The organism is Brucella sp. RRSP16, from assembly GCF_052246815.1.
Lineage (GTDB): Bacteria > Pseudomonadota > Alphaproteobacteria > Rhizobiales > Rhizobiaceae > Brucella > Brucella intermedia.
This window is the reverse complement of record NZ_JBQQAM010000008.1, coordinates 25,160-48,968: the sequence shown is the minus strand read 5'-3', so window position 1 is coordinate 48,968 and position 23,809 is coordinate 25,160. Positions and strand designations below refer to the sequence as shown.

Here is a 23,809-nt window from a genome sequence, read left to right as displayed (position 1 = left end):
TCGGTCATGGGAGGTAAAACGGTCACGCGAGCTGATCTGGCAGAGGCTGTTTACCGGAAGGTAGGCCTTTCCAGAACGGAGTCGGCGGCTCTTGTCGAGATGATCCTCGACGAAGTCTGTGACGCTATCGTCAACGGCGAAACGGTGAAATTGTCGTCCTTCGCGACATTTCAGGTTCGCGACAAGAACGAGCGCATTGGCCGTAATCCGAAAACAGGCGAGGAAGTTCCAATTCTTCCCCGCCGTGTGATGACTTTCAAAGCTTCCAACGTTCTCAAGCAGCGTATCCTGCAGGAACATCAGAAGCGCGAAGCCAAAAGCCAGAAATAATTCCTGAAATGCTGCCCAACGGGCGGCATTTTTGTTTTTGCGCCATCATCTCAAACTGACATCGGTTCCTTCTGCGCTTGCCCCTGGGTCAAGCGCAAGGACTGGCTTTTGCCTGATGCAGGTTGCCATTGCATGGCTGGAGCATTTCCAGCAAAAGTGTGAAACGTCTACGCGGGGAAATCAGTTCACTGGACTGATTTCTTAACTCGCTTCGATGTGTTGGATAATGCGATAAAACAAGTAGTCAGAGCGGTTCCGGCGATTCTGTTAGAACAGGAACCGGCTCTTACTGTGCGCCGGTGCCAGCCGCGCTGCCTTCCGTTCTGCGTGAAGGGATGCTTATAAAGCTCTGATATTATATAATGGATTTTGCAGGGCGAATCGCTTTGCTAATATTGCAATCTGAAAAACGGCAGGTTTTTCAGAAAGAGTTTGCGTTGAGCGCCGTCCGGTTTTGAATGACGTTGAGCCGTGCCTTTTTGCATGCTGGAGATTGTTAACTCCCGTCCTTTAAAATCCGATGCTGAAACGCCTTTTGTGTAGCAAGCGCGTTCGCGTTGGCGAGTTGAACTATCTGGATCGGCGAGGTTGCGCCGCGACGGCGAAACCCGAACCTCTGGAAAGGGCAAGTGGAATGGACAAGAGCCCTGATGCATTCAGGACGATCAGCGAAGTAGCGGAGGACCTCGATCTTCCGCAGCATGTGCTGCGTTTCTGGGAAACACGCTTTACCCAGATCAAGCCAATGAAGCGTGGCGGTGGCCGCCGATATTATCGCCCGCTCGACGTGGAATTGCTGAAGGGCATTCGCCATCTGCTCTATGATCAGGGCTACACCATCAAGGGTGTGCAGCGTCTGCTCCGCGAAAACAATGCGCAGTTCATCATCGCGCTTGGCAATGGCGATGTGCAGGCCATAGAGGCGATCACGCGCCAGAAGCAGGCCGCCGCCGACAAGCGCGCTGCCGAAGAGGCGGCGGATAATGAAATGGCTTTGCCAAGCGGCATCAAGGCGCCGCAACCGGCCCGCAAGCTTTTCGGTCTCCTGAAGGGCGAGGAAGATGGTCCCATCGGTGCCGATGGACGGCGTCCGTCGAAGGATAATCGCTCGCTGCTGCAGGAGGCATTATTCGATCTGCTCGAATGCAAGCGTCTTCTCGATCAGGTGCGATGATCGACTTCTAACCCATGAAAAAGGGAGGCTTTTGCCTCCCTTTTCTTTTGTAGCCGAACTGGATCAACTTGATGAGAGTTTCAATCCGATGATACCGGCGAGGATCAGCGTCACGCTTGCGACGCGGAAGAAGGTGGCTGCTTCGCCGAGGATGACGATCCCCACCACGAAAGCGCCCACCGCGCCGATGCCCGTCCATATTGCATAGGCCGTGCCGAGCGGCAGGCTGCGCATGGCTATCGACAACAGAGCGAAGCTGCCGATCATGGTCACGATGGTGATGACGCTCGGTGTGAGAAGGGAAAACCCTTCCGATTTTTTCATGAAGAAGGCCCAGACAACTTCGAGAATCCCGGCCACGGCCAGATAAATCCATGCCATTTTAATGCTCCCTGATGAGGGTTCTGAACGGGCCGTCCCGTTCGTTGATGAGGGCAGGAAGGCCGTCCTTCCCGCGAAGTCCTTGATCAGTGCGACGGATGAAGTGCATCGTTGAGATACATACAGGTCAGCATGGTGAAGACATAAGCCTGAATGATCGCCATCAGCAATTCGAGCGCCGTCAGCGCGACGGTCATGGCAAGCGGCAGTACGGCGGTCAATATGCCAAGCGTTCCAAGACTGCCGAGCCCGATGACGAAGCCGGCAAAGACCTTCAGCGTGATGTGCCCCGCCAGCATGACGGCGAAGAGACGGACTGAATGACTGACGGGGCGCGAGATATAGGACATGATCTCTATCGGCACGATGATCGGTGCGAGCACGATCGGTACGCCCGCAGGCATGAACAGGCGGAAGAACCTGAAGCCGTGGCGCACAAGCCCGTAGATCGTCACTGTCAGAAAGACGAGCATGGCCAGCGCGAAGGTCACGATGATATGGCTCGTCACCGTGAATGCGTAGGGGAACATGCCGATCAGATTGGCGAACAGGATGAACAGAAACAGCGAAAAGACGAGAGGGAAGAAGGTCATGCCTTTCTCACCGGCATTCTCGCGCAATGTCTTCGACACGAATTCGTAGAGGATTTCGGCGGAGGACTGCCAGCGTCCGGGGACCACGCCGCCCCTTTTGGACGAGAGGAACATGAATGCAGCCGCGCCCAGCACCGTCAGCACCATGAAAAGTGCGGAATTGGTGAAAGCAACCGGCTGTCCGCCGATTTCGCCAAGTTCAACGATGGGCTTGATTGCAAATTGTTCGATCGGTCCTGCCATAGGACTTCCTCCTATGGGGCCGTCCCCGATGCGAACACTGGCGCAGGTCGTCCCGCGCGGCATTTTAAATAGTGATTCTTGCTGGGAGAGGCAAGAGAATTGACGCTTCTGGAGCGTTCAACAGAAACTTGATCTCGCATCCCATGTATCAGGGAGCTTTTTCGCGTATTCTACCGTTCTTAACCACAGATTATGCCGGGAGATCGATCGATGACCATCTCAAGACGTAATTTCATTGTTACAGCATCTGCTGCCGGGGCCGGACTGGCCTTGTCGCCGCTGGAGCTTGCCAGGGCAGCAGCCGAAACAGGCGGTTCCAAAGTGCAAAATCCTTCCCAGGTAGAAAATCCGGGCTTCCATCGTTTCCAGTTCGGTGATTTCGAAATCACCACGCTTTCCGATGGGCGCAGGGCAGGCGAGGCGCCTGAAAAGACTTATGCGGTGGGGCAGGACCCGAAGGCGGTCGCCGCACTTCTCGAGGAAAACCTTCTGCCCGCTGACCGTTTCGTCAACAGTTTCACACCGGTGCTCATCAATACAGGCAAGGAGCTTGTGCTGTTCGACACAGGCATGGGGGCTGGCGCTCGCGAGGCGGGGCTCGGCAGGCTGGCCAGCGCGCTGGAAGCCTCTGGTTACAAGACGGATGATGTCTCGCTGGTCGTGCTGAGCCATTTCCACCCCGATCATATCGGTGGGTTGATGGAAGACGGCAAGCCAGCCTTCGCCAATGCCCGATACGCGGCCGGACAGAAGGAGTTCGATTTCTGGACAGACCCCGCGCGGCTTGACAGTACCGCGAAGACAGTTGCCGAAATGGTGGCAAAAAACGTCAAGCCTCTGGCCGACAAGATGACGTTTCTGGGGGATGACAGCGAGGTCGTATCCGGCATCCGTTCCGTGGCCGCCTACGGCCACACGCCGGGTCACCTCGCTTTCCGGATCGAAACGGGCGGCAAGTCACTCATGCTCATCTCGGACACGGCAAACCATTTCGTCATCACCTTGCAGCGGCCCGAATGGCACGTTTCCTTCGATATCGACAAGGAAGCCGCCGTCCAGACCCGCAAGCGCATGTTCGACATGATCGCGACGGACAGGCTGCCCTTCATCGGCTATCATATGCCGTTTCCCGCCTTGGCCTATCTCAAGCGGGAAGGTGAGGGCTATCGCTACATCGCGGAAACCTATCAGCTCCGTGAGAAATAGTTTCGAGCGATGACCGCTCGTCCAGAGCATTTCCAGCAAAAGTGCGAAGCGGTTTTGCCTTGGAAAATGCGGAAAACAAATACTTGGAGCGCTTCCGGCGATTCCGTTAAATCCGAAGCGCTCTAGCGTCCGCCGGCAACATCAATGAATGTGCCGGTTACATAAGCGGGAGCGTCGTTCAACAGCCAGAAAATGGCTTCGGCGACCTCCTCCGCCTTTCCGGCCCGCCCCACCGGCGTACCGGCGCCCAGTCGCGCCGCGCGATCCGGGTTGCCTCCGCTTGCATGAATATCGGTATCGATCAGGCCCGGTCGCACCGCATTGACCCGGATGCCCTTTGGCGCCAGTTCCTTCGACAGGCCGATGGTCAGCGTATCGAGCGCGCCTTTTGTTCCGGCATAATCCACATATTCAAAGGGCGACCCGAGACGTGACGCCATGGACGAAACGATGACGATGGCGCTGTCGGGCTGCAAGCGTCGCGCTGCCTCGCGGGCGCATAGATAGGTGCCGTAAACATTCACGTCGAACATGGTTTTCAGGCGCTCGGCGCTCATGTCCGCAAGCGGCATCGTCTGGGCCACGATGCCGGCGTTCAGGACCACGCCTTTCAGCGGACCAAGCTCCGCTTCGGCCTTGTCGAACATGGCGATCACGTCCTCTTCGCTGGATATGTCGCCCTGGATGGCCAGCGCTTTCGCACCAAGCCTCGCTGCTTCGGCCGCTGTTTGCTGTGCAGCCCGTTCGTTCCCGGCATAATTCAAGGCCACGGACCAACCCTGCGCCGCGCTGCGCAGGATAACAGCGCGACCGATGCCGCGACTTCCACCGGTGACCAGAACGTTCCTCATGCTCTCCTCCATGCCAACCATGGCAGAGGTAATCCGATTTGCACTTTATGTGCAAAGGAAAGATCGTACGAAAATATAGGTTCGAAGACAGAACTTGATTCGTTCGCTTTCACTGCGCGATGCTGCCGAGCGCCACACTTTGAAATCTCTCCGAGTACAAGCGTTTGTGCCGGGTACTATTCCAAACCCTTGCAGGGATGCTCGATCATTTCAATCGGGTCATTTTGTTGCGCATCCGAAGTGAAAAATCCAACCGTTGGAAAACGCGCGATTGGCCTCCCGCTTGACTTGAACACGGGGGCGCCGCACGAGTTTTTCTCTCGTTCCGAATCTTTGTTTTAATTTACAATAGCCCGGCGAGATTCTTCTGCGCTGTTTCGGATACCGGCATTCCGTTATTTCTAAGAAACTCCTCAATGGCGAATTCCGGCGTGTGACCAAGGCCGATTTGGGTATTAGCCATAACCTTGCCATTGGAGCGAACAGCTCCAGCAATATAAATGGTCTTGCCTTCGGATTTCTTGATCGGGTCGAGTTTATAACCGACCCACGCGCCAAATCTTTCTGACGCAAATTCGCTATACGTCCAATTGCGACGATTATTGTCACGCCTGGCGATCATTGGCCCCCTCCCGATCGTTCCCCCAACGCGCTGCAAGTAACCGCAATCTTATAGTGTAGTCAAACTCCTCTTCACTCGTTCTGAACGAATTTCCGTGTTCGGGGATTGGCTACCCACATTCCCCTTGCGGGGCTAATTACTGGTAGTGGATTTTTCTTTTGAAACAGCGGGGAGTGAGTCGGGAAACGGTGCGGGAATTTTCAGTATTATTCCGGACTTCTGGCGCTCCTTACGGGACCTGGATTCCGTTTCGTTCCCTTCAATGCCATTGCAGTCCCGATTGAAAGGAATCGCAAGGCATTAAATTTTAAGGGGAAAAATGGTCGGAGCGGCGGGATTCGAACCCACGACCCCTTGACCCCCAGTCAAGTGCGCTACCGGGCTGCGCTACGCTCCGAGCCGGGGAAAGCCGTAGAATATAACGACTTGGTGCGCAAGGGATAATTTCTCGAAACTGGTAAATTGCACACCGACTTTACGTCATGCGCGAAATCGGAAACGTTGCTCCAACCGGGCAGTGGCGCATTGTGTCGGAATTGTGAAGAAATTGTGACAATCTGTCACCTTCGATAGCAGCTATGCCTCTCCTAATAAATTGGGGGAAGGAGGGTATCGTCGGATGAGAATCAGTCACCTTTTCAAGACGCTTGATTTCTGGCGGGCGCATCTGGCGGTCAATCGCGAGCCGGTCTGGGAGAACATATTGCCGTTGTTCTTCTTTCATCGCGACGGAGTGCTGGCGATCCAGAGATTGGCGCGCGAGTGGACCCGGCTTTACGGCCTTCGGCGGGTCGACGTGTTTCGGGGAAATGTCGTCCGTGAGAAATGGTCGAACCGCCGTATTGGTGAGCTTCTCGATCAGATGCAGAAAGTCAGCGATGCCCGATCAGCACAAAAGCAAGTGCGGACAGAGGAAGCGCCCCGTTATGTCAACGGGTGTCTGGTTGTGGTCCGCACGCAGGACACGGACATCCTGATTGACGGTCGTCGCCGGGCGAATGTCTGGTGTAACATGCCGGGCCAATATGCGGTCTGGGTAATCGAAGTAGAACCGCGTCCGTCCCGTCTCGCGAAGCTGATAGGCGGCGGCGAGTTCCAGCCATCTCGCTTATAGGCGCAGCAGGCTAGGTCTGAGCTTCGAAATCAGGAGCGCGGCGCGAACAGGATGATGCATGTACCGGCGAAGGCCGTGCATGCGCCGACCACATCCCAGCGATCGGGGCGGGCGCCCTCTGCGAACCAGATCCAAAGGATCGACGCGATGATATAGATGCCGCCATAAGCCGCGTAGGCGCGACCGGCGACATTGCTTTCAATCAGTGTCAGCAGATAGGCGAACAATGCGAGGCACACCATGCCGGGCGCCAGCCAAAGCGGTGACTTGTCGAGTTTCAACCATGCCCAGAAGGCGAAGCATCCGGCAATTTCAAAGAGGGCTGCGGCGGCGTATATCGCGAATTGCAAGGTTCTGCTCTCCTGAGCCTTCTTTGAGTTTGAGTGAAAGCTGATACTTGTATTCCAGCCCCGCACAACCCCAGATAATTCCGAAAAGCAGATAAAAATGACGCCAGTGATCGGTATCGATGACATTGCCGATCAGGACATGCCCGAGATAGGTTGCATAGGCCACCAATAGAAATGGCTGCCAGGGGCGATTGCGAAACAGCAGCTTGAATCCGATCGCGAGCGTCAGAAATGTCAGTGTCAGAAAAGCCATGAAGCCGACCCAGCCATAGTCGAGCACGGCCTTGAGCCAGATATTGTGGGTGTCTTCGCCGAACATCGGCCCGAATTCCAGCGGCCCGATACCCAGAGGATGCTGCGTGGCCAGAACCATTCCAAGCCAATGCCGCGCGAAACGTCCAAGCCTTGCGCTGTCGTAGCTTTGTTCAAGGCGTGCGCGCTCGCGAAAGAACTCGCCGACCCCGGGGATCTGCAGGATAATCAGGATCGCAAGAATGATCGCCACAACGGCGAGGAGGCCGATTGCGATCAGGCGAAGGCGGAAGCGATTGCTGTTGGTCTGTAGAAACAGCACCCCAAACAATACGACGAAGGAGAGAGGAACCATAGCCCATGCCGCGCGCGAAAAGGACACGAGTACGCCAAGCGTGAGCAGGCAGCAGAGCGGCAGATAGACAGCCACATCGCGCAGGCTCCCGCGCATGATGCGATAAAGCGTCCAGGTCAGCGGCAATATCAGGAAGGGCCCATAGACATTGGGGTCCTGAAAAGCGCCCTGCGCCCGTCCATAACGCGTGAAGTTTTCCGCTCCCGGGAAGAGGCCGAAATAACCGGCAATGCCGAGGAGCGACGAGAGCATGCCGACGAGAAGATAGGCGTTGAAGATGGTTCGCAGGCGCCGGTAGTCTGCTTCGATCACCGTCGCGAAGAATACCGATGTAAAAGCCAGAAACAGCGAAACGGCAATATAGAGGGGGGCTTTCTTGACGTCAGCCATCTGCATGACCGAGATCATGCCGCCGAAATTGAACACCGCGAGGATGGCCAGCAGCACCAGGCTGGTTCGCGTCAACCGCAGGCCGAACAGCAATGCCAGCGCGATAAGGCCAACCATGTAGAGTTCATACGGCGCAGGCTCGCTCATCACGAAGCCAAGCAGAAAGACGCCGAGGCCGATTGCGCTGTTGGCGATGAGGCGGTTGAGCGCGCGTTTGCGCGCCGCCTCCGCTGGCAGCGTCAAAGCTGGACGCGGATTCCCGTCAAGCCTTTGCGCAATGCTGGTCAATAGGCGTTTTCCGTGTTGAGGAGCCGTATCGGCGTCAGGAACAGAATCTTGAGATCAAGCCAGAGCGACCAGTTTTCGATGTAATAAAGATCGAATTCCGTCCGCATACGGATCTTGTTTTCATTGTCGATCTCGCCGCGCCAGCCATTGATCTGTGCCCATCCGGTGACGCCGGGCTTCACGCGGTGCCGTGCGAAATAGCCGTCGACCACTTCGTTATAGAGTACATTATGCGAATGGGCGGCGACCGCATGCGGGCGGGGACCTACGAGTGACAGGGAGCCTGCCAGAACATTGAAGAACTGCGGCAGCTCGTCGATGGAAGCCTTGCGAATGAAGCGCCCGACACGCGTGACGCGAGGATCGTTTTTGGTAACGGCCTGCTTCGCAGAGGGGTCGCACATCTCGGTGTACATCGACCGGAACTTCCAGACATTGATGATTTCATTGTTGAAGCCGTGCCGCTTCTGCTTGAAGATCACAGGACCCTTGCTGTCCAGCTTGATGGCAATCGCCGTGCCGATCATGATGGGCGACAGCAGAACGATGCCCAGAATGCTGAACACGACATCGAAGACGCGTTTGGCGACGGAGTCCCAATCGTTGATCGGCTTGTCGAAAATATCCAGCATTGGCACCGCGCCCACATAGGAATAGGCACGCGGGCGGAAACGCAGGTGATTGTTGAGGGCTGAAAGGCGAATATCGACAGGCAGGACCCAGAGCTTTTTCAGCAGGGCCAGCACGCGGGCTTCGGCGCTGATCGGGAGCGACACGATCAGCATGTCGATACGGGCAATGCGGGCGAACTCGATCAATTCATTGATATTGCCGAGTTTGGGATAACCCGCGACGATGGGCGGCGAGCGCTTGTCATCGCGATCATCGAAAATTCCGCAAATGCGGATATCGTTGTCGGGCTGCTGTTCCAGTGATCGGATGAGCAGTTCTGCATTGGGACCCCCGCCAACGATGACGGCGCGGCGTTCCATCGTGCCGTTTCGTGCCCAGCGCTTGATTTTCCAGGCGATGAAGAGACGCGAGAGCACGAGCAGAACACAGGCGCTGAGCGCCCAGTAAAGGAACCAGCCGCGCGAGAAATCGGAGGAGGACTTCATCAGGAAGCCGGCGATGGCCAGCGTTCCCAGTACGGCAGCCCAGCTGATGAACAGCCGCCGCAGATAACGGCCCGGACTACGCAGCACGTTGATCTGATAGCCGTCGTTGATCTCCATCATCAGGACGAAAAGCGCGCCCCCCGCGATGATTGTGAGTGGGTAATAGAAGATGAGATGCGTACCGAGGCCGACATAAAGCAGAAAGCTCGCAATGCCGGACAGGAAGACGAGCCCGAACTCCACGATGCGCATGACGCCGCTCAGCATCAGCGGCGAAAATGTTTCGCGCTGATATTGCTCTGCCATCTGGCGCGCAAGGGGGCCGAGTTTCACGGGACCGTGTGTCCCGGCATCCTGCTTGCCGCTGGCTTCCATGGCTTTTCGGCCAAAAGGAGAAAGCGCATCATTATCTCGCACAACATTGCCCCTGATCATAAAATGACGCGTAGTGATTAGCCCCAAAGTCCTAAGCAGAATATAAACGTCGCCGGACAAGCTTATGGCTTAGGTAAACACTCGATTAAATACATGACTGAAAGCCGTTACTGTTAGCAACGGCTAAAATAAAAAGATTTCTGCCCGCACTGTTAGAGCATTGGCAGCCGCTGCTGGTATGCGCCAGTTGTCGCAACGCAAGCAGCCGCAAGGCTTGCCTTGTCGGACTATATTGCCTAGGACGGTGATATGGAACCGTTGGAAGATAAAGCAGCAAGCGGCATTTTGCCGTCGAACTGTTCGGCGCATATTGCCGTCAACAGGCAGGCTCTCTTCCCACTTCTGATCGGCACCAGATCGGACGATGTCATGGGGTTGCTGCGCGCCTGACCGCACAGCGACCCAAAATCCTGATGAGAGCAATTCACGCTGCGACCTTTTGAGGTCGTATTAACTGTTTGTTTTGATGCGGTTTTGTCCGAGCCGTTAGCGGCATTCGGCAAGGCGCGCTAGGGTTGATCATGACTATCTGGGCCGAACTGGCGAGAGCGGGCAATCATGCCGGCGATGAAATTCTGTTGCGAAAACGCGATCACATCTATGAAATCCGTTATAACGGCCTGGAATTGATGTCGAACGTCAACTTCCAGTCCGAGACCGTATTGGCAGAGAGGTCGCTTCGCCTGCACGGACGGGCGGTGTCGCATATGCTGATCGGGGGGCTCGGCATGGGCTTCACGCTCCGGGCCGCACTTGACTTACTTGGACCCGACGCCAGAGTGACGGTGTGCGAGCTTGTTCCAGAGATCGTGGATTGGAACCGGACCCATATCGGCCACCTTGCCGATCATCCGCTGAACGATCCGCGGGTCGATGTCCGGGTTGCCGACGTGATGGATGTCCTTCGCGCTGAGCAGGACCGGTACGATGCCATACTGATGGACACGGATAATGGACCGGATTTCACCGTCCGCGCTGCCAACGGAGCCATCTATGAGGACGATGGGCTCGGGGTGGTGAAACGGGCACTGAAGCCGAACGGCATCGCCGCGTTCTGGTCCGCAACCATATCCGACCCGTTTGAAGACAAGCTGGACATGCTGCCCTGGCAATGGCAACGCGAGGATATATCGTTGATCGGCGGGCGTGCCGACGCCTTCCACTATATCTATTTTGCGGCGCGGGGCGGATTTCGGTCACAAGTGGACAGAGCTGTGTCCGCCTCGGAACCCTTCGCCGCGATGGTTGGGTGAGGGGTATCCCTCAATCTTCCGGCACTGTCCGGTCGGGATGTGCCTCGTAATAGATCGTCTCGATCGAGTGGGCCATGGTTTGCAGGCTGAAACGCTCATGCAGCCGCGCCGCGTCCGGCATCGCGGCGCGAAACGCTGCGGGATCATCCGCAACGCCCAGCATCTTATCCGCAAGCGCCTCCTCCTCCGGCTCCACCAGTGCGGAGGAGCGAGGCCCAAACACTTCGGGAATGCCGCCGACGTTGCTGGCGATGACGGGCTTTCCGGCAGCGAGCGCCTCCAGAACGATATAGGGAAACGCTTCGGCGCGTGATGGAACCACCATTATACGCCCCAGGGCAAAGGCCTCGCGTGCAGCCATCCCGGGCAGAAAGCGGATTTGCCCGGAAAGGCCTAGTTCTTCGGCAAGGGCGATGAAGCCGGGCTTTTCCGCGCCATCTCCCACCATGGTCGCGGTGAGGGCGCGCTGGTTCCGGTCGCGCAGGCGAGCAAGGGCGCGGATCATGACGTCCGGTCCCTTCAGTTCGCGCATTGTGCCCACGAACAGAAAATCGCAGGCACCGGCTGCGTCGGCGACGGTCATGAATTCATCTTCGGCCAGGCCGTTATAGATGACGGCATGAAGGCCATAGGGCCTCCCCACCTTTTCTTCGTAAATACGCTTTTCGAAGTTCGAGACGAACATCACCGCATCGGTCAGAGGGGCCAGCAACCTCTCGATCAGAAAGACGGCGCCGCCGCGGCGCGTCTTTCTGTCAAAATGCAGGCTTCCGCCATGCGGTGAATAGATACGGGCTACGCGAGACCTTAATACCCGTAAGACTGAGCCGAACAAACGCGCATAGACGCCGCCCTTGGCGCCATGTCCGTGCAATATGTCCGGCTGCAATTTCTTGATGATGCGATATGTTTTGTAGGCTGCCGCTGCATCCCCCAGTCCGACATGGCGCTGCATGGCAATGCGGTGAAGGCCGAGCGCGAGCTTTGGCCGTAATTCCTCCATAAGCGCGTCTTCGCGCGGACCGCCGGTCGTTGCGTCGCAGACAATGCCGACCGCGTGGCCTTTTTCCGCTTGCAGGCCCACCAGATCGCGGACGTGGCGGAAGAGCCCGCCGGTCGGTTCGCGGAAGCAGTGGAGGATGCGCAGCGGGGAGGCATTGGTATCATCAGCCATCAATCGCCATCAGAACAGACGTTCGCGCACATAGATCGTGTCGCCCGGCAGGATGGGATCGGAGATCAGCACGCGGCCCGTCAGGACCTTGCCGTTGAACTGGCGCGTGATATCGACATTCTCCTGATTGGCGCGCGGGCTGAAACCGCCCGCTGCGGCGATCGCTTTTTGCGCGGTCATACCCGGAACATAGGAATACTGGCCGGCAGCACCCACTTCGCCCATCACGAAAATCGGACGATAGCGGTCGATTTCAGCGCTGACGTCAGGGTCGCGCAGATAGCCGCCGCGCAGCTTGGATGCGATGACGCCTTCCAGTTGCTTGGATGTCTTGCCGCGTGCCGGAATGCTGCCCACGAGCGGGAAAGCGATATAGCCAGCCTGATCGACGCTATAGGTATTGGTAAGGCTCGGCTGCTCGAAAACCGTGATACGCACACGGTCGCCGGCATCCAGCATATAGGGCTGGTTCAGCGCCTCGTGGAAAGCGGGCGGGGCGGGGCGATAGCTGGAGCAGGCAGAAAGCGTCATGGCGGCAAGGCCGAGTGCCACGAGCAGAGTGTGGCCTTTGCGCTTGTTCTGAATTGTCTTCGCCGTCATTTTCCGCCTCGGTTCTTCCGAAAAGCAATATTTCTCAACGCACGCAATCGACGCGGTACTGCCAGCGCGATTACGAATATCGGTTGCAAGCGTTATCGATTGATTAGGGTTAATGGCTGGTAAAGAAGACAGGGTCCGGCGCAAAATCTTTATGCTTCGTCACGGTGGCGAACTTACCCTGCTTAACCCTCTGGTTACCTTGTTCCTTTACCTTCCGCCCAGATTCGGGGGTGTTTCATCCCACGCGGGCGAGAGCGATCACGCGCGCAAGCGCACTCGCGAAGTCCATGGAGAATGGGGAATGGCAGAAGTCGATCCGTTATCAAGGGACGCAGATATTGATATCGGTGCGCTGTTCTCCAGCCTGCGCCGTCACTGGCTGTTCATTGTGGGCGGCGCGCTTCTCATGGCGGCGCTTGCCTGGGCCATTTGCCTTCTCCTGACACCGGATTACCGCGCCGAAGCCCGCCTCATGATCGAGGCCCGTGAATCCATCTATACTCGCCCCAATGGCGAGACCTCTGCCGAGCGGCCGCTTTTCGATGCCGAAGGGGTGAAGAGCCAGGTCGAAGTGTTCTCCTCCGGCGATCTTCTCAAGAAAGTTTCCGACGAGCTCAAGCTGACCAGCAACGAAGCCTTCACGACAACGGAAGTGAAGCCCTGGACCCGCGTTCTCATCATGCTTGGCATGCGGACCGATCCGGAGCGTCTGACCCCGGAAGAGCGCGTCTTGCAGAAACTGCGCAAGAACATGCAGGTTTTTGCCGTTACTGCTTCGCGCGTCATCGTGGTTCAATATACGTCGGCGAACCCGGAGACGGCCAAGAATGTCGCCAACGCGCTGGCCGATCAGTACATCCTGTTTCAACAGGCCGCGAAGCTTGAATCGAACGACGATGCGACCGGTTGGCTCGCCCCTGAAATTGACGACCTGCGCAACCGTGTCCGCGATGCGGAAAGGAAGGTTGCGGACTACCGTGCTTCGCGCGGGCTTCTGACCGGGCAGAGCAACAGCACCATCGCGACACAGCAGCTTTCTGAAGTCTCGACCGAACTCACCCGGGTTCGCACCAACCGCGCTTCTGCGGAAGCAAAGGCGGAAAGCATTCGCAAGGCGCTCGCCTCCGGTGCGCCCATCGACACGCTGCCCGATGTGTTGGCTTCCGGGATGATGCAGCGTCTTGCCGAAAGGCGCATCCAGCTCAATGCCCAGATTGCCGATCTTTCGACGACGCTTCTCGACGGTCACCCGCGTATCAAGGCGCTGCGTTCGCAGCTTGCTGATCTCGACCAGCAGATCAGGAACGAAGGCCGCAAGCTCGTTGCCAGCCTCGACAACGAAGTTTCCGCAGCAAAGCTTCGCGAGGACGAACTCAATCGCGAGCTGAACCGGGTGAAGGCACAGGCGGCACAGGCTGGCGATCAGGAAGTCGAGTTGCGCGCATTGGAGCGCGAAGCGGCGGCACAGCGCCAGCTTCTTGAAACCTATCTGACGCGCTATCGCGAAGCCGCGTCCCGTACCGACCGCAACTATGTGCCGGTCGATGCCCGCGTCTTTTCTTCCGCCGAAACCCCGGCGGTTCCCTATTATCCGATGATACTGCCGATCGTCGGTTCGACTTTCGTGGCGGGCCTGCTGCTGCTGTCTATTTTCGTTCTGCTGCGTGAATTGTTCAGCGGCCGGGCGTTCGTGACGACCGGTGGCCAGAGGGCTGCCGCAGTGGAGGAAATCGAAATGCCGGTTATTGCCGCTGCCGCCGAAGCCGCTGCCGTGCCGCCATCGAGAGCCGAAGGCGGCGATGCAGTTTCGAATGAAACAATTGTGGCGCCGCGCCGTTCGTGGAATATGCCGTTTGCGGTGAGGCCGCCGGTATCGGACACACGGAAAACCGTGGAGGAGTTTCCCATGAACAGGCGGGACAAGACCAGCCAGCGCGAAACGCGCCAGCATAATCCCAATGGTGTGGAAGCTGTCGCCGATCTGCTTGCCAGCGGTAAGGAGAAGCGCATCGTGGTTGTTTCTCCCGAAGGTGACAAGGCATCGGCGGGGACGGTGCGTCTGTTGCGTGAATTCGCGGATCGCGGCAAGCGCGCGATTCTCGTGGATATGACTGCTCAGGGAACCGTAGGTCTGGCCATGCTGGATGGTACGCATCTGCCCGGCATTACCGAGCTTTTGTCCGGCGAGCGGCGTTTCAACGAGGTCATCCACAGCGACCGGTTCTCACAGGCTCACGTTGTGCCGCTAGGGGAGGCGGATCCCGAAATCGCCATGCGCTCCGCCGATCGCCTGCCGCTCATTCTCGACGCGCTGGAAACCGTCTATGATTTTGTCGTCGTAGAGTGTGGTCCGTCGTCTTCGGAACAGATCGGGCGCATTGCCGATGGACCTGCTTCCGTGGTGATGAGCATTGTCGATCCGGACGACAAGGGCGTCGCGCTCGCCGCGCTCGACCTCGACCAGGGTGGTTATGAAGACGTTGTCATTTTGATGGACGAACCGGCCTGATTGCCGGAATCTGATTCTGGAACAATGTCTTGCAACGGGTTCCTGAATCGGATCGCCAGCACGCTCTACCTTTTCGCGAACCTGCTGCGCAGCGCCTTGGCCATGCCCCAGAGACGCGGATTGCGCTTGAGGCTTCCGGCGACCGCGTTGCGGGTTGATTGCAGCGCCGTGAACAACCTGCCCTTGGCTGATAGCGGCACCAGCGTGTCATAGATCGCAAGATCGATGTCGCACCATTCGCGCTTGTAGGGCTCGTCACCAATGCCGAAACTGTAGACCGAATGGCCTTCACCGCAACTGCGGCTGATATCCTCGAAGAAGAGGAATTCACCCGGACTGGCCGTCATCAGTTCATCTTGTGCGATTGCGCCGAACTCAACGGTCGGTCCTGCAGCGCCGAACACCTTTCCGATGATCGAACGTATGGTCCCGCCCACCTCAAGAAAGCGCAATTCGTTCAACTGATGATCTTTCGTCAGGCCCGCGCAGAAGAAGGCTTTGAAGAAATTGCGCACCTTCTCGTCGGCGAAGGGGTCGCTGATACCCATTTGCCGAAAACGCTGCGCCTTCATCGCGAAAAAGAGATCGAGAACATTTTCTGATTCCGCAGGGCTTCGGGGTGCGTCAATTCTCCAGCCTCCGCTTTCTTCATAGCGGCGGTCGTGCTGGCGATGTTTTTTCAGCTTTCGCTTGCGATTGGCGCGATCAAGCACGGCATCGAAGCCGCCATTAAGAGAGACGGCGAGAACCGGATTTGGATTGGGCGCTTTTCCGAGAGCAAGCAGCGGGTTGATTGCACCCTGCATTTCAGAAAACTGGCGTGTCAGCGACAGTGCATCGATGTCCGGTCGCACCTTGCGGATGATGCCGAGTAGCTGATTGACTGCGTCGCGACCCGCAACGCCATCATATTCCTTGCTGAGCCAGGGAAAATTGCAATTGGCGTGGCTTCCGCCGGGATAGCGCGCAATTTTTACACCCCTGTGGCTGACAGCTTCCAGCGGCACGAGCAGGATCGGCGTGGTTCCGTGAAAAAGCCCGACGACAAAACTGTCGGCATTGACGATGGCGCGCCAGTTATCGATCCATTCGAGCGATTGGGGCGCGCCGTGAACGGCCTCGGCATCTTTCCAGAGCCGCGCGATCTCGCTGAAATCCGTCAGAATGCGCGCTGCGACTTCACCCGCCATTGTCTGCAGCTTCCTCGGAGGGGATTAATGTTGTTTCTTGCGTGGTGGCTGCGCCATCCACCAGATGATGCCCATGGCTGGCAAAACCCACAGAATGCCGGTCACGAAGAAATAAAGGAGATGCACCCACGCGCTTGACTGGGCCAGATGCGCTACGGCGATAACGGTCGCGAATACCGCATAGATGATGACCAGTGAAACCAGCAAAAAAGTGCCGATCAGTTTCTTCAGCCGAACGGGCATGGCGCAGTTCTCCTTTTCCCGTTTCTTCACTAACCGGTGAACGGTGACAGTGAAAGGGTAAAAACGCGGCGGCATGTCGCGTCACACCAACTTGTAACGGCTTCACCTATGCGGCATGTATCCTTCTCTTGTTATCGAAGGATGAATGGCATGACGGCAGCAACGGCGCAGCGTGTAGGACAGGGCAGGTCATCGAAAGAGAACCGCGACCGTCGCCTCGTGCGTCACTGGCTTTATGCAGTTTTCGTCGTGCTGATTGCCATCGTCATGGTCGGCGGTGCCACACGCATGACGGGTTCGGGCCTTTCCATAACCGAATGGAAGCCCATTCACGGCGTCATTCCGCCGCTGAACCATGCCGAATGGGTGGAAGAGTTCGACAAGTATCGCCAGATTCCCCAGTATCAGCAGATCAACAAGGGCATGTCGCTGGAGGAATTCCAGTACATTTTCTGGTGGGAATGGGCGCATCGCCTGCTTGCGCGTTTTGTCGGGTTTCTGGTCGCCGTTCCGCTGGCCTTCTTCTGGGTGACGGGACGCCTCCGCGGTGGCCTCAAATACCGCATGCTGGGTCTGCTCGCGCTCGGCGGCCTGCAGGGCGCTATCGGCTGGTGGATGGTGGCCTCCGGCCTGAGCGAGCTGACGAGCGTCAGCCAGTATCGTCTGGCGATCCATCTGACGACGGCCTGTGTCATCATAACGGCGGTATTCTACATTGCGCGTGGCCTTGTCACCTATAGCGAACGACCGGCGGAACGGTCGGTCCAGCGCTTTGCGGGTTGGATCGTGTTCGCCGTGCTCGTGCAGATTTACCTGGGTGGGCTCGTGGCCGGGCTGCATGCCGGTCTGACCTATAACACATGGCCGCTGATGGATGGTGCTGTGGTGCCGTCGGATCTGTTCATACAGTCGCCATGGTGGCGCAACCTGTTCGAGAACCCGAAAACGGTCCAGTTCGTGCACCGCATGTTCGCCTATACGGTTCTTGTTCTGGCTGTGCTGCATTCGCTGCAGGTTTGGAAACACGCTCCGGGCACCACCCATGCACGCCGCACCATTGTTCTCCTCGGTCTGGTACTTGTGCAGGCTGTTATCGGTATTGCAACGCTTCTGATGAGTGTTCCGCTGCATCTGGGCCTGACGCATCAGTTCTTCGCGCTGATCGTTCTGGCTTTCGCGGTTGCGCACTGGCGCGCAACCAAGGGCGCTTACGAGGGATAGCTGGTCCGACGCAAGTGCCTGAGCGCGGAGGCGATCTTCAGTTCCCGCGCTTCATCCGCGTCGTTACCGTCTTCGCGATGCCACGCGGCTGAGAGACAGCCATAGGCGAAGGCATAATCCAGAATATAGGCCGGATCTCGCCCGATGATCGGCGCGAAATGTTCGGCCATGCGCCGCGCACGCTCGAGGTCCAGACAGAGATCGTCGCGATCGAGCGGATTGTAGAAAATGTTGGCCGCATCGAAGGCGGCGTCCCCAGCCACCCCGTGCGGATCGATGGCGAGCCAGCCGCGGGGTCCCTTGATGATGTTTTCATGGTGGATGTCGCCATGCAGCGGGATAGTTTCGTGGGGCGTTGCGAGCAAGCGCCTGGCGACCGCCGCGCCTTCTGCATAGAGCGGGCTTTCATCCATCATCGCGAAAAGACCGGAAAAGTGTTTGTCGAGCGGTTGCAGGTCAGCCGGTATCGGGGCGGGAGAGAGCGTATGCAGCGCGCTCAGCACCTCGCCGAAGATGAGCAGGCATTCGGCGTCGTTGCCGCGTTTCAGGTGTTCATCGAGGTGGTAGTCGCCCACATATTCGAGCAGCATCGACGCACCATCCAGGGCGTATAATCGCGCCGCACCATGTCCATCCTGCCAGGCAAGATAATGGGCTCCGCGCAATTCTTCCATTCCGGCCGGCTTCAATTGCTTGACGACAAAAACCTCGCCCGGATGATCGATGCGTTCGACCTTCCAGACGAGGCTCGAATGCGTATCCGCCAGTGGCTCGAACGAGCCGATATTCCATTCGACAGGAAACACCGGCTGCTTCGGCATCATGCCTTGCCGAGCATGAGGTTCATGTTCTGGACGGCGGCACCCGACGCGCCTTTGCCCAGATTGTCGAGCAGCGCCACGAGATTGACTTCTCCGTCACCTTCGGTGCCGAAGACGAAAAGCTTCATGCCATCCTTGCCCGCAAGCTCTTCCGCATCGACACGCGGAAGCTTCGCGCTTTCCTCGAGCGGCACGACTTCGACAATATCCTGACCGGCATAATGATCGGTCAGCGCAGCATGAACCGTTGCAAGCGACGGCGATCCTTCAAATTCGCTCAGGAACAGGGGAACCTGCACGATCATGCCCTGCGGGAAGCGTCCCACGCTGGGCGAAAAGATCGGGCGGCGTTCCAGACGGCCATGCATTTGCAGTTCCGGCACGTGCTTATGCTTGAGCGGCAGGCCGTAAAGGAAATTGTTTGCCGCCAGATAGTCCGGATGGTCCTTGTCTTCCATCTGGGCGATCAGCTGCTTGCCGCCGCCGGTATAGCCGGAAACAGCATTGACGCTCACCGGGTAGTCGGCAGGCAGCAGGCCCGCATCGCGAAGCGGGCGAACAAGCGCAATCGCGCCGGTCGGGTAGCAACCCGGATTGGCGACGAGGCGCGCCTCGCTGATGCGTTCGCGCTGGCCTTTCGCCAGCTCGGCAAAACCATAGGCCCAGTCGGGATGTACGCGATAAGCGGTCGACGTATCGATGATGCGGGTCGAGTTGTGACCTTCGAGCAGAGAAACCGCTTCCTTGGAGGCATCGTCCGGCAGGCAAAGGATCGCAATATCGGCAGCGCGCAGATAGTCGGCGCGCAAATCCTTGTTGCGCCGCTCGGCTTCCGGGATTGAGATCACTTCGAGATCGTCGCGCTCGGCCAGACGGGCGCGGATTTGCAGGCCGGTGGTGCCGTGTTCGCCATCGATGAAGATTTTCGGTTTCATGCGTTTTGCCTTTGAATTCAGAAAGTTACGACATTACGTGGAATCAGCGTTTGAGCTGTTTGAATCACTTTGTGAACAAGCGCCTCATCGTCGTTCTTTCCGTTCGGCCAGAAGGCCCAGATAGTACATTGCAATCGTCGCTCCCGCGATGGCTGTTATATCGGCATGATCATAGGCTGGTGCAACCTCGACCACATCGGCGCCCACGAAGTCAAGAGCTGCGAGCTTGCGCAGGACGGACAACATCTTTGCCGATGACGGGCCACCAGCGACCGGCGTGCCGGTTCCCGGCGCGAAGGCCGGATCAAGGCAGTCGATGTCGAAGGTGAGATAGGCCCTCGTGCCATTGGTGCGCTTCAGGATTTCATCGGCGATCGCCGCCGCCGACATGTCCTCCACCTCGTGGCCATAGATGATCTTGATGCCACAATCTTCCGGCGCGTGGGTGCGGATGCCGATCTGGATCGAGTGGTCGGGATCGATGATGCCATCGCGCACCGCACGGGCCACGAATGAACCGTGGTCGATCCGCTTGCCATCGTCGAACCATGTGTCCTGATGCGCATCGAACTGCACCAGCGCCATCGGGCCATATTTTGCTGCGTGGGCCTTGAGAAGTGGCCACGTGATGAAATGATCGCCGCCAAGTGTCAGCAGGAACGCATCGGATTTCAGAATTTTTGCCGCTTCGCGCTCGATAGTGGCGGGGGTCTTGTAGTGATTGCCGTAATCCAGCAGGCAGTCGCCATAGTCGATGACGGCGAGATTCTCGAAGAGGTCACGCTCGAACGGATATTGCGGGTCGTTGTCGAAGATGGCCGAGGCCCGGCGGATCGCCTGTGGACCGAACCGTGCGCCGGGCCGGTTGGAAACGGCGGCATCGAAGGGAATGCCCCAGACAACCGCTTCGGCTCCCTTGAACGACTTCGTGTATATCCGCCGCATGAACGATAGCACGCCCGCATGGGTCGGGTCGGTGGCTGCGCCGGTCAGGCTGCGGGCAGTGATCGCGTGGTCGATGGTCTTTGCAGGCATGTCTGTCGTCCGGGATGATGGTCTGGCTTCTATAGCGTTTTCATTCGCTCTTGGCATCAAATCCATAGGCGCGCTCCACGCGGCCGATACGCACGCGATAGGCTTCATACCATTTCTGACGCCCGAGTCTCTGCGCAACCAGATGGTCCACGTCGCGCTTCCACGCGCGGATGCTTTCTTCGTCGGCCCAGAAAGAATTGGTGATACCAAAGCCTTCCGCGTCGCGCGCGCTTTCAATACCGAGATAGCCGGGTTGTTTCGCCGCAAGTTCACCCATCTGAACTGCCATGTCGCCATAGCCATCGTCCTCGCCGATGACACGTTGCGAAGCAAAGGTGACGATCAGGTAGGGCGGCTGCTCCGGTGTGGCCGCGAAACGGTTTGATGCTACAGGCAGGGACATGGGGTTTATCCGCTCGTGAGTAGGGTCAGAGGTTCCTGGAATACTCATGACTGCTATCGAACCGGCTTGCAACTGTGGCGAAGGCGCACTGCTACCTAACATCTTGAGGGCACATAACAGCAATTGAGGTGCGGGAACCGTTAAGCGCTAATGGCTCTCTTTTATGGAGGGACATCATGCGAAAAACGCTGCTTGCGATCTCGGCGCTTCTTGTTTGTTCCGCTTCACTTGCGGGCTGTGCAACGAACCAACGCTTCGCCAGCTATCAGCTGGAGCAGCAGAATGTAAGCGCAATCAACTGGATGCAGCTGTCTGGCGAATATGACGCGCTGGCTTATCAGGCATTCAATGGCGCGCGTCGGGCCTTCGACGCAGCAAAACCGGCAAAGGGAAGAAAGAAGGCCGTAATTGTCGATCTCGACGAGACGATGATCGACAATACCGCCTATGCCGGATGGCGCGTAAGGCAGGGTGCAGCCTTTACGGAGGAGACATGGGCGCGCTGGATGGCCGCTGGGCAGGCACGTCCAATTGCGGGCGCTGTGGAGTTTGCAAGGCATGTGAACGCGAACGGCGGTACGATGTTCTACGTCACGAACCGCGATGCCCGGTCGTTTCAGTCTACCGCAGCCAACATTGAAAAGCTTGGCTTTCCCGGCGTGTCGGCAAAAACGCTTCTGCTGAACAGCGGTCAGTCCAACAAGCAGGAGCGTTTCGATAGCATCAAGGCTGAAGGATATGATGTCGTCATCTATATGGGGGACAATCTCAACGACTTCGGAGCTGCGACCTTTCACAAGAACAACCAGCAGCGACGCGCATTCGTCGAAGCCAGCCGGGAAGCGTTCGGCACGAAGTTTTTCATGCTGCCCAACCCGAGCTACGGCGACTGGGTTTCAGGCATGGCGCAGGACTATTACAAACAGTCTCCGCAAAGGCAGCTTGAGATCAAACGCAAGTCCATCCGCAGTTGGGCAGGCTGAAATGCGGTGCGGAACGAAAACAAAAAAGCGGACCCGAAGGCCCGCTTTTCTGTAAATCCGAAGCGAAAAGATTATTAGCGCTTGGAGAACTGGAACGAACGGCGAGCCTTGGCCTTACCGTACTTCTTACGTTCGACAACGCGGCTGTCGCGGGTCAGGAAGCCACCCTTCTTGAGAACCGTGCGCAGGCCCGGCTCGTAGTAGGTGAGGGCCTTGGAGATGCCGTGACGAACGGCACCGGCCTGACCGGAGAGACCGCCACCGGCAACGGTGGCAACGATGTCGAACTGACCAGCGCGATTCGAAGCGACGATCGGCTGCTGCAGGATCATCTGCAGAACCGGACGTGCGAAATACTTTTCGAATTCCTTGTCGTTGACGGTGATCTTGCCGGTGCCCGGCTTGACCCATACGCGTGCAACGGCGTCCTTGCGCTTGCCGGTGGCATAGGCGCGGCCCTGTGCGTCCAGCTTCTGGACATGAACCGGAGCGGCAGCTTCGGTCTTGGCAACGGTGCCGAGTTCTTCGAGCGAGTTGAGCTGCTCAGCCATGATTATGCATTCCCTTTGTTCTTGCGGTTCAGCGCTGCGACGTCGAGGACTTCCGGCTGCTGAGCTTCATGCTGATGGTTCGGGCCTGCATAAACGCGCAGGTTCTTCATCTGGCGACGGCCGAGCGGACCACGCGGGATCATGCGCTCGATTGCCTTCTCAAGAACGCGTTCCGGGAAACGGCCTTCGAGGATCTGGCGAGCAGTGCGCTCCTTGATGCCGCCCGGATGGCCGGTGTGCCAGTAATATTTCTTGTCGGCATACTTGTTGCCGGTCAGAACAACCTTGTCGGCATTGATGATGATGACATTGTCGCCATCGTCAACATGCGGGGTGAAGGTTGCTTTGTGCTTGCCACGCAGGCGATTGGCGACGAGCGATGCGAGACGGCCGACGACGAGACCTTCGGCGTCGATCAGTACCCACTTCTTCACCACTTCAGCCGGCTTCTGAGAGAAAGTTGCCATTGAAGTCTTCCTTGACTTGATCCCTGTCCTTGCGAACCGGGCTTTTTTTGTTGCTTGTGTTGGACTGATCCAACCCGAACGAGCGGGCAAAAGATTACTTCTGCTCGCTTCCGGCGGGTCGATATACAATGTTGACGCTTCCGTCAAGCCCTTTAATCCGGGCGCTCGTTTAAAAATTAACAAAATCAATAAGTTAGATATTTGGTATTATAATACCGTATATTTTACATCATTTTTAGCGCGGCGGGATCGAATAGGTGGCCGTCGCGTGGGCGACGAGTTCGCCGTTTGCACCATCGGTCAGGCTGATTTCGAGCACCGCGAGACGCTTCCCGAGTTTCAGGAGATGCGCCACGGCATCGATTGCTCCGGGTGATGGCTTGCGCAGGAAATTGATGTTCAGGCTGGTCGTTACCGCCAGGGCAACCGGACCGATATGGGCGAGTATGGCGGCATAGGCGGTTACGTCGGCTAAGGCAAAAAGCGAAGGGCCGGACACGGTGCCGCCCGGTCGCAGATGCTGCTCGTCGGCATGAAGGCGCATCGTTGCAGAACCATCGTCGATTGCCGTGATCTCGAATGTGTCGCCAAGCTGTGGGAACTCGCGTTTCATGAAAGCTTGCAGATCCCCGATTGTCATCACGGGGCCGACGCCTGTGCGATGCGTGGTATTGATAATCATGCATTCCTCCCAACTTAAGTACTCAATAAGGGGTGCATGT

Annotated in this window: 27 protein-coding genes and 1 tRNA gene; 9 read left to right on the top strand and 19 right to left on the bottom strand. The window is 57.6% G+C overall.

Annotated features, from left to right (window positions below; all coding sequences use genetic code 11):
* Positions 1–6: 6 nt before the first annotated feature.
* On the top strand, positions 7–330 hold the full coding sequence (locus tag ACS5UA_RS13905) for an integration host factor subunit alpha (protein ID WP_006472791.1): 324 nt from the start codon (positions 7–9) through the stop codon (positions 328–330).
* Between the two features lie 634 nt (positions 331–964).
* Complete coding sequence (locus ACS5UA_RS13900; protein ID WP_021587780.1) at positions 965–1,504, top strand: MerR family transcriptional regulator; 540 nt, start codon at positions 965–967, stop codon at positions 1,502–1,504.
* A 63-nt stretch (positions 1,505–1,567) separates the two neighbouring features.
* Here ACS5UA_RS13900 and sugE read toward each other — a convergent pair whose 3' ends face one another.
* Together sugE and ACS5UA_RS13890 are read right to left on the bottom strand one after the other, a co-directional pair.
* Complete coding sequence (sugE, locus tag ACS5UA_RS13895; protein WP_021587779.1) at positions 1,568–1,885, bottom strand: quaternary ammonium compound efflux SMR transporter SugE; 318 nt, start codon at positions 1,883–1,885, stop codon at positions 1,568–1,570.
* Positions 1,886–1,971: 86 nt separating this feature from the next.
* On the bottom strand, positions 1,972–2,721 hold the full coding sequence (locus ACS5UA_RS13890) for a F0F1 ATP synthase subunit A (protein ID WP_112701489.1): 750 nt from the start codon (positions 2,719–2,721) through the stop codon (positions 1,972–1,974).
* Positions 2,722–2,931: 210 nt separating this feature from the next.
* On the opposite strand from ACS5UA_RS13890, the gene ACS5UA_RS13885 reads away from it, so the two are divergent.
* Complete coding sequence (locus tag ACS5UA_RS13885) at positions 2,932–3,927, top strand: MBL fold metallo-hydrolase (protein ID WP_353391516.1); 996 nt, start codon at positions 2,932–2,934, stop codon at positions 3,925–3,927.
* 122 nt (positions 3,928–4,049) lie between these two features.
* On the opposite strand, the gene ACS5UA_RS13880 is transcribed toward ACS5UA_RS13885, so the two are convergent.
* From ACS5UA_RS13880 to ACS5UA_RS13870, 3 genes are all read right to left on the bottom strand, one after another.
* Positions 4,050–4,778: an SDR family oxidoreductase gene (locus ACS5UA_RS13880; protein ID WP_353391518.1), complete on the bottom strand. Its 729-nt coding sequence runs from the start codon at positions 4,776–4,778 to the stop codon at positions 4,050–4,052.
* A gap of 343 nt (positions 4,779–5,121) precedes the next feature.
* Complete coding sequence (locus ACS5UA_RS13875) at positions 5,122–5,400, bottom strand: hypothetical protein (protein WP_112701486.1); 279 nt, start codon at positions 5,398–5,400, stop codon at positions 5,122–5,124.
* Between the two features lie 320 nt (positions 5,401–5,720).
* Positions 5,721–5,797, bottom strand: a tRNA-Pro gene (locus ACS5UA_RS13870).
* A 222-nt stretch (positions 5,798–6,019) separates the two neighbouring features.
* On the opposite strand from ACS5UA_RS13870, the gene ACS5UA_RS13865 reads away from it, so the two are divergent.
* Entirely contained in the window at positions 6,020–6,514 is a 495-nt protein-coding gene (locus tag ACS5UA_RS13865; RefSeq protein ID WP_353392487.1) for a hypothetical protein, read from the top strand.
* Positions 6,515–6,543: 29 nt separating this feature from the next.
* On the opposite strand, the gene ACS5UA_RS13860 is transcribed toward ACS5UA_RS13865, so the two are convergent.
* Genes ACS5UA_RS13860 through ACS5UA_RS13850 form a run of 3 tightly spaced genes read right to left on the bottom strand, consistent with a single transcriptional unit; the run spans position 6,544 to position 9,702 of the window.
* Positions 6,544–6,864, bottom strand: coding sequence for a YnfA family protein (locus ACS5UA_RS13860; RefSeq protein WP_006466505.1), 321 nt, complete (start codon positions 6,862–6,864; stop codon positions 6,544–6,546).
* A complete protein-coding gene (locus ACS5UA_RS13855) occupies positions 6,827–8,149 on the bottom strand; it encodes an O-antigen ligase family protein (protein ID WP_353392489.1) in 1,323 nt (440 codons plus the stop codon). The genes ACS5UA_RS13860 and ACS5UA_RS13855 overlap by 38 nt, the downstream gene beginning before the upstream one ends.
* Entirely contained in the window at positions 8,146–9,702 is a 1,557-nt protein-coding gene (locus ACS5UA_RS13850; RefSeq protein WP_424945372.1) for an undecaprenyl-phosphate glucose phosphotransferase, read from the bottom strand. Before ACS5UA_RS13850 ends, ACS5UA_RS13855 begins: the two co-directional genes overlap by 4 nt.
* Positions 9,703–9,951: 249 nt before the next feature.
* Here ACS5UA_RS13850 and ACS5UA_RS13845 point away from each other — a divergent pair, with 249 nt between their 5' ends.
* A complete protein-coding gene (locus ACS5UA_RS13845) occupies positions 9,952–10,092 on the top strand; it encodes a hypothetical protein (RefSeq protein ID WP_021587771.1) in 141 nt (46 codons plus the stop codon).
* Between the two features lie 131 nt (positions 10,093–10,223).
* Positions 10,224–10,955 carry a spermidine synthase gene (locus ACS5UA_RS13840; RefSeq protein WP_113463531.1) on the top strand — a complete coding sequence of 244 codons (732 nt, stop codon included), beginning with the start codon at positions 10,224–10,226 and terminating at the stop codon, positions 10,953–10,955.
* Between the two features lie 10 nt (positions 10,956–10,965).
* On the opposite strand, the gene ACS5UA_RS13835 is transcribed toward ACS5UA_RS13840, so the two are convergent.
* Both ACS5UA_RS13835 and ACS5UA_RS13830 read right to left on the bottom strand, forming a co-directional pair.
* A complete protein-coding gene (locus ACS5UA_RS13835) occupies positions 10,966–12,129 on the bottom strand; it encodes a glycosyltransferase family 4 protein (RefSeq protein WP_353392492.1) in 1,164 nt (387 codons plus the stop codon).
* A 9-nt stretch (positions 12,130–12,138) separates the two neighbouring features.
* Positions 12,139–12,729 carry a polysaccharide biosynthesis/export family protein gene (locus tag ACS5UA_RS13830; RefSeq protein ID WP_025091383.1) on the bottom strand — a complete coding sequence of 197 codons (591 nt, stop codon included), beginning with the start codon at positions 12,727–12,729 and terminating at the stop codon, positions 12,139–12,141.
* 301 nt (positions 12,730–13,030) lie between these two features.
* Between ACS5UA_RS13830 and ACS5UA_RS13825 the strand changes: the two genes are divergently transcribed.
* Positions 13,031–15,238 (top strand): exopolysaccharide transport family protein, encoded by a 2,208-nt coding sequence (locus ACS5UA_RS13825; RefSeq protein WP_113463533.1) that lies wholly within the window; start codon positions 13,031–13,033, stop codon positions 15,236–15,238.
* A gap of 65 nt (positions 15,239–15,303) precedes the next feature.
* Here ACS5UA_RS13825 and ACS5UA_RS13820 read toward each other — a convergent pair whose 3' ends face one another.
* Positions 15,304–16,428, bottom strand: a complete 1,125-nt coding sequence (locus tag ACS5UA_RS13820) for a GNAT family N-acetyltransferase (protein WP_353392495.1) — start codon at positions 16,426–16,428, stop codon at positions 15,304–15,306.
* A gap of 24 nt (positions 16,429–16,452) precedes the next feature.
* Positions 16,453–16,671: a DUF2842 domain-containing protein gene (locus ACS5UA_RS13815; protein ID WP_113463535.1), complete on the bottom strand. Its 219-nt coding sequence runs from the start codon at positions 16,669–16,671 to the stop codon at positions 16,453–16,455.
* A gap of 150 nt (positions 16,672–16,821) precedes the next feature.
* On the opposite strand from ACS5UA_RS13815, the gene ACS5UA_RS13810 reads away from it, so the two are divergent.
* Complete coding sequence (locus ACS5UA_RS13810; RefSeq protein ID WP_353392497.1) at positions 16,822–17,892, top strand: COX15/CtaA family protein; 1,071 nt, start codon at positions 16,822–16,824, stop codon at positions 17,890–17,892.
* Here ACS5UA_RS13810 and ACS5UA_RS13805 read toward each other — a convergent pair.
* The 4 genes from ACS5UA_RS13805 to ACS5UA_RS13790 all read right to left on the bottom strand — a co-directional run bounded on the left by ACS5UA_RS13805 (position 17,880) and on the right by ACS5UA_RS13790 (position 21,086).
* Entirely contained in the window at positions 17,880–18,713 is an 834-nt protein-coding gene (locus ACS5UA_RS13805; protein WP_113463536.1) for an aminoglycoside phosphotransferase family protein, read from the bottom strand. The genes ACS5UA_RS13810 and ACS5UA_RS13805 overlap by 13 nt on opposite strands.
* Positions 18,713–19,648 carry an N-acetyl-gamma-glutamyl-phosphate reductase gene (argC, locus tag ACS5UA_RS13800; protein ID WP_113463537.1) on the bottom strand — a complete coding sequence of 312 codons (936 nt, stop codon included), beginning with the start codon at positions 19,646–19,648 and terminating at the stop codon, positions 18,713–18,715. Before argC ends, ACS5UA_RS13805 begins: the two co-directional genes overlap by 1 nt.
* Before the next feature lie 84 nt (positions 19,649–19,732).
* A complete protein-coding gene (gene speB / locus ACS5UA_RS13795; protein WP_113463538.1) occupies positions 19,733–20,683 on the bottom strand; it encodes an agmatinase in 951 nt (316 codons plus the stop codon).
* A 40-nt stretch (positions 20,684–20,723) separates the two neighbouring features.
* Positions 20,724–21,086 carry an antibiotic biosynthesis monooxygenase family protein gene (locus ACS5UA_RS13790; protein WP_353392500.1) on the bottom strand — a complete coding sequence of 121 codons (363 nt, stop codon included), beginning with the start codon at positions 21,084–21,086 and terminating at the stop codon, positions 20,724–20,726.
* A gap of 176 nt (positions 21,087–21,262) precedes the next feature.
* Between ACS5UA_RS13790 and ACS5UA_RS13785 the strand changes: the two genes are divergently transcribed.
* Positions 21,263–22,069, top strand: a complete 807-nt coding sequence (locus tag ACS5UA_RS13785; protein ID WP_113463540.1) for a 5'-nucleotidase, lipoprotein e(P4) family — start codon at positions 21,263–21,265, stop codon at positions 22,067–22,069.
* 74 nt (positions 22,070–22,143) lie between these two features.
* Here ACS5UA_RS13785 and rpsI read toward each other — a convergent pair whose 3' ends face one another.
* From rpsI to ACS5UA_RS13770, 3 genes are all read right to left on the bottom strand, one after another.
* Positions 22,144–22,620 carry a 30S ribosomal protein S9 gene (gene rpsI / locus ACS5UA_RS13780; RefSeq protein ID WP_006466519.1) on the bottom strand — a complete coding sequence of 159 codons (477 nt, stop codon included), beginning with the start codon at positions 22,618–22,620 and terminating at the stop codon, positions 22,144–22,146.
* Positions 22,621–22,622: 2 nt separating this feature from the next.
* Positions 22,623–23,087 (bottom strand): 50S ribosomal protein L13, encoded by a 465-nt coding sequence (gene rplM, locus ACS5UA_RS13775; protein WP_006472812.1) that lies wholly within the window; start codon positions 23,085–23,087, stop codon positions 22,623–22,625.
* 235 nt (positions 23,088–23,322) lie between these two features.
* Positions 23,323–23,769 (bottom strand): PaaI family thioesterase, encoded by a 447-nt coding sequence (locus ACS5UA_RS13770; RefSeq protein WP_006472813.1) that lies wholly within the window; start codon positions 23,767–23,769, stop codon positions 23,323–23,325.
* Between the last annotated feature and the right edge of the window lie 40 nt (positions 23,770–23,809).

What these genes read in the sequence shown, in the direction of transcription:
- ACS5UA_RS13905 (WP_006472791.1), top strand. Translation starts at nt 7, where the DNA reads ATGGGAGGTAAAACGGTCACGCGAGCTGATCTGGCAGAGGCTGTTTAC.
- ACS5UA_RS13900 (WP_021587780.1), top strand. Translation starts at nt 965, where the DNA reads ATGGACAAGAGCCCTGATGCATTCAGGACGATCAGCGAAGTAGCGGAG.
- sugE (WP_021587779.1), bottom strand. Translation starts at nt 1,885, where the DNA reads ATGGCATGGATTTATCTGGCCGTGGCCGGGATTCTCGAAGTTGTCTGG.
- ACS5UA_RS13890 (WP_112701489.1), bottom strand. Translation starts at nt 2,721, where the DNA reads ATGGCAGGACCGATCGAACAATTTGCAATCAAGCCCATCGTTGAACTT.
- ACS5UA_RS13885 (WP_353391516.1), top strand. Translation starts at nt 2,932, where the DNA reads ATGACCATCTCAAGACGTAATTTCATTGTTACAGCATCTGCTGCCGGG.
- ACS5UA_RS13880 (WP_353391518.1), bottom strand. Translation starts at nt 4,778, where the DNA reads ATGAGGAACGTTCTGGTCACCGGTGGAAGTCGCGGCATCGGTCGCGCT.
- ACS5UA_RS13875 (WP_112701486.1), bottom strand. Translation starts at nt 5,400, where the DNA reads ATGATCGCCAGGCGTGACAATAATCGTCGCAATTGGACGTATAGCGAA.
- ACS5UA_RS13865 (WP_353392487.1), top strand. Translation starts at nt 6,020, where the DNA reads ATGAGAATCAGTCACCTTTTCAAGACGCTTGATTTCTGGCGGGCGCAT.
- ACS5UA_RS13850 (WP_424945372.1), bottom strand. Translation starts at nt 9,702, where the DNA reads ATGATCAGGGGCAATGTTGTGCGAGATAATGATGCGCTTTCTCCTTTT.
- ACS5UA_RS13845 (WP_021587771.1), top strand. Translation starts at nt 9,952, where the DNA reads ATGGAACCGTTGGAAGATAAAGCAGCAAGCGGCATTTTGCCGTCGAAC.
- ACS5UA_RS13840 (WP_113463531.1), top strand. Translation starts at nt 10,224, where the DNA reads ATGACTATCTGGGCCGAACTGGCGAGAGCGGGCAATCATGCCGGCGAT.
- ACS5UA_RS13835 (WP_353392492.1), bottom strand. Translation starts at nt 12,129, where the DNA reads ATGGCTGATGATACCAATGCCTCCCCGCTGCGCATCCTCCACTGCTTC.
- ACS5UA_RS13830 (WP_025091383.1), bottom strand. Translation starts at nt 12,729, where the DNA reads ATGACGGCGAAGACAATTCAGAACAAGCGCAAAGGCCACACTCTGCTC.
- ACS5UA_RS13825 (WP_113463533.1), top strand. Translation starts at nt 13,031, where the DNA reads ATGGCAGAAGTCGATCCGTTATCAAGGGACGCAGATATTGATATCGGT.
- ACS5UA_RS13820 (WP_353392495.1), bottom strand. Translation starts at nt 16,428, where the DNA reads ATGGCGGGTGAAGTCGCAGCGCGCATTCTGACGGATTTCAGCGAGATC.
- ACS5UA_RS13815 (WP_113463535.1), bottom strand. Translation starts at nt 16,671, where the DNA reads ATGCCCGTTCGGCTGAAGAAACTGATCGGCACTTTTTTGCTGGTTTCA.
- ACS5UA_RS13810 (WP_353392497.1), top strand. Translation starts at nt 16,822, where the DNA reads ATGACGGCAGCAACGGCGCAGCGTGTAGGACAGGGCAGGTCATCGAAA.
- ACS5UA_RS13805 (WP_113463536.1), bottom strand. Translation starts at nt 18,713, where the DNA reads ATGCCGAAGCAGCCGGTGTTTCCTGTCGAATGGAATATCGGCTCGTTC.
- argC (WP_113463537.1), bottom strand. Translation starts at nt 19,648, where the DNA reads ATGAAACCGAAAATCTTCATCGATGGCGAACACGGCACCACCGGCCTG.
- speB (WP_113463538.1), bottom strand. Translation starts at nt 20,683, where the DNA reads ATGCCTGCAAAGACCATCGACCACGCGATCACTGCCCGCAGCCTGACC.
- ACS5UA_RS13790 (WP_353392500.1), bottom strand. Translation starts at nt 21,086, where the DNA reads ATGTCCCTGCCTGTAGCATCAAACCGTTTCGCGGCCACACCGGAGCAG.
- ACS5UA_RS13785 (WP_113463540.1), top strand. Translation starts at nt 21,263, where the DNA reads ATGCGAAAAACGCTGCTTGCGATCTCGGCGCTTCTTGTTTGTTCCGCT.
- rpsI (WP_006466519.1), bottom strand. Translation starts at nt 22,620, where the DNA reads ATGGCTGAGCAGCTCAACTCGCTCGAAGAACTCGGCACCGTTGCCAAG.
- rplM (WP_006472812.1), bottom strand. Translation starts at nt 23,087, where the DNA reads ATGGCAACTTTCTCTCAGAAGCCGGCTGAAGTGGTGAAGAAGTGGGTA.
- ACS5UA_RS13770 (WP_006472813.1), bottom strand. Translation starts at nt 23,769, where the DNA reads ATGATTATCAATACCACGCATCGCACAGGCGTCGGCCCCGTGATGACA.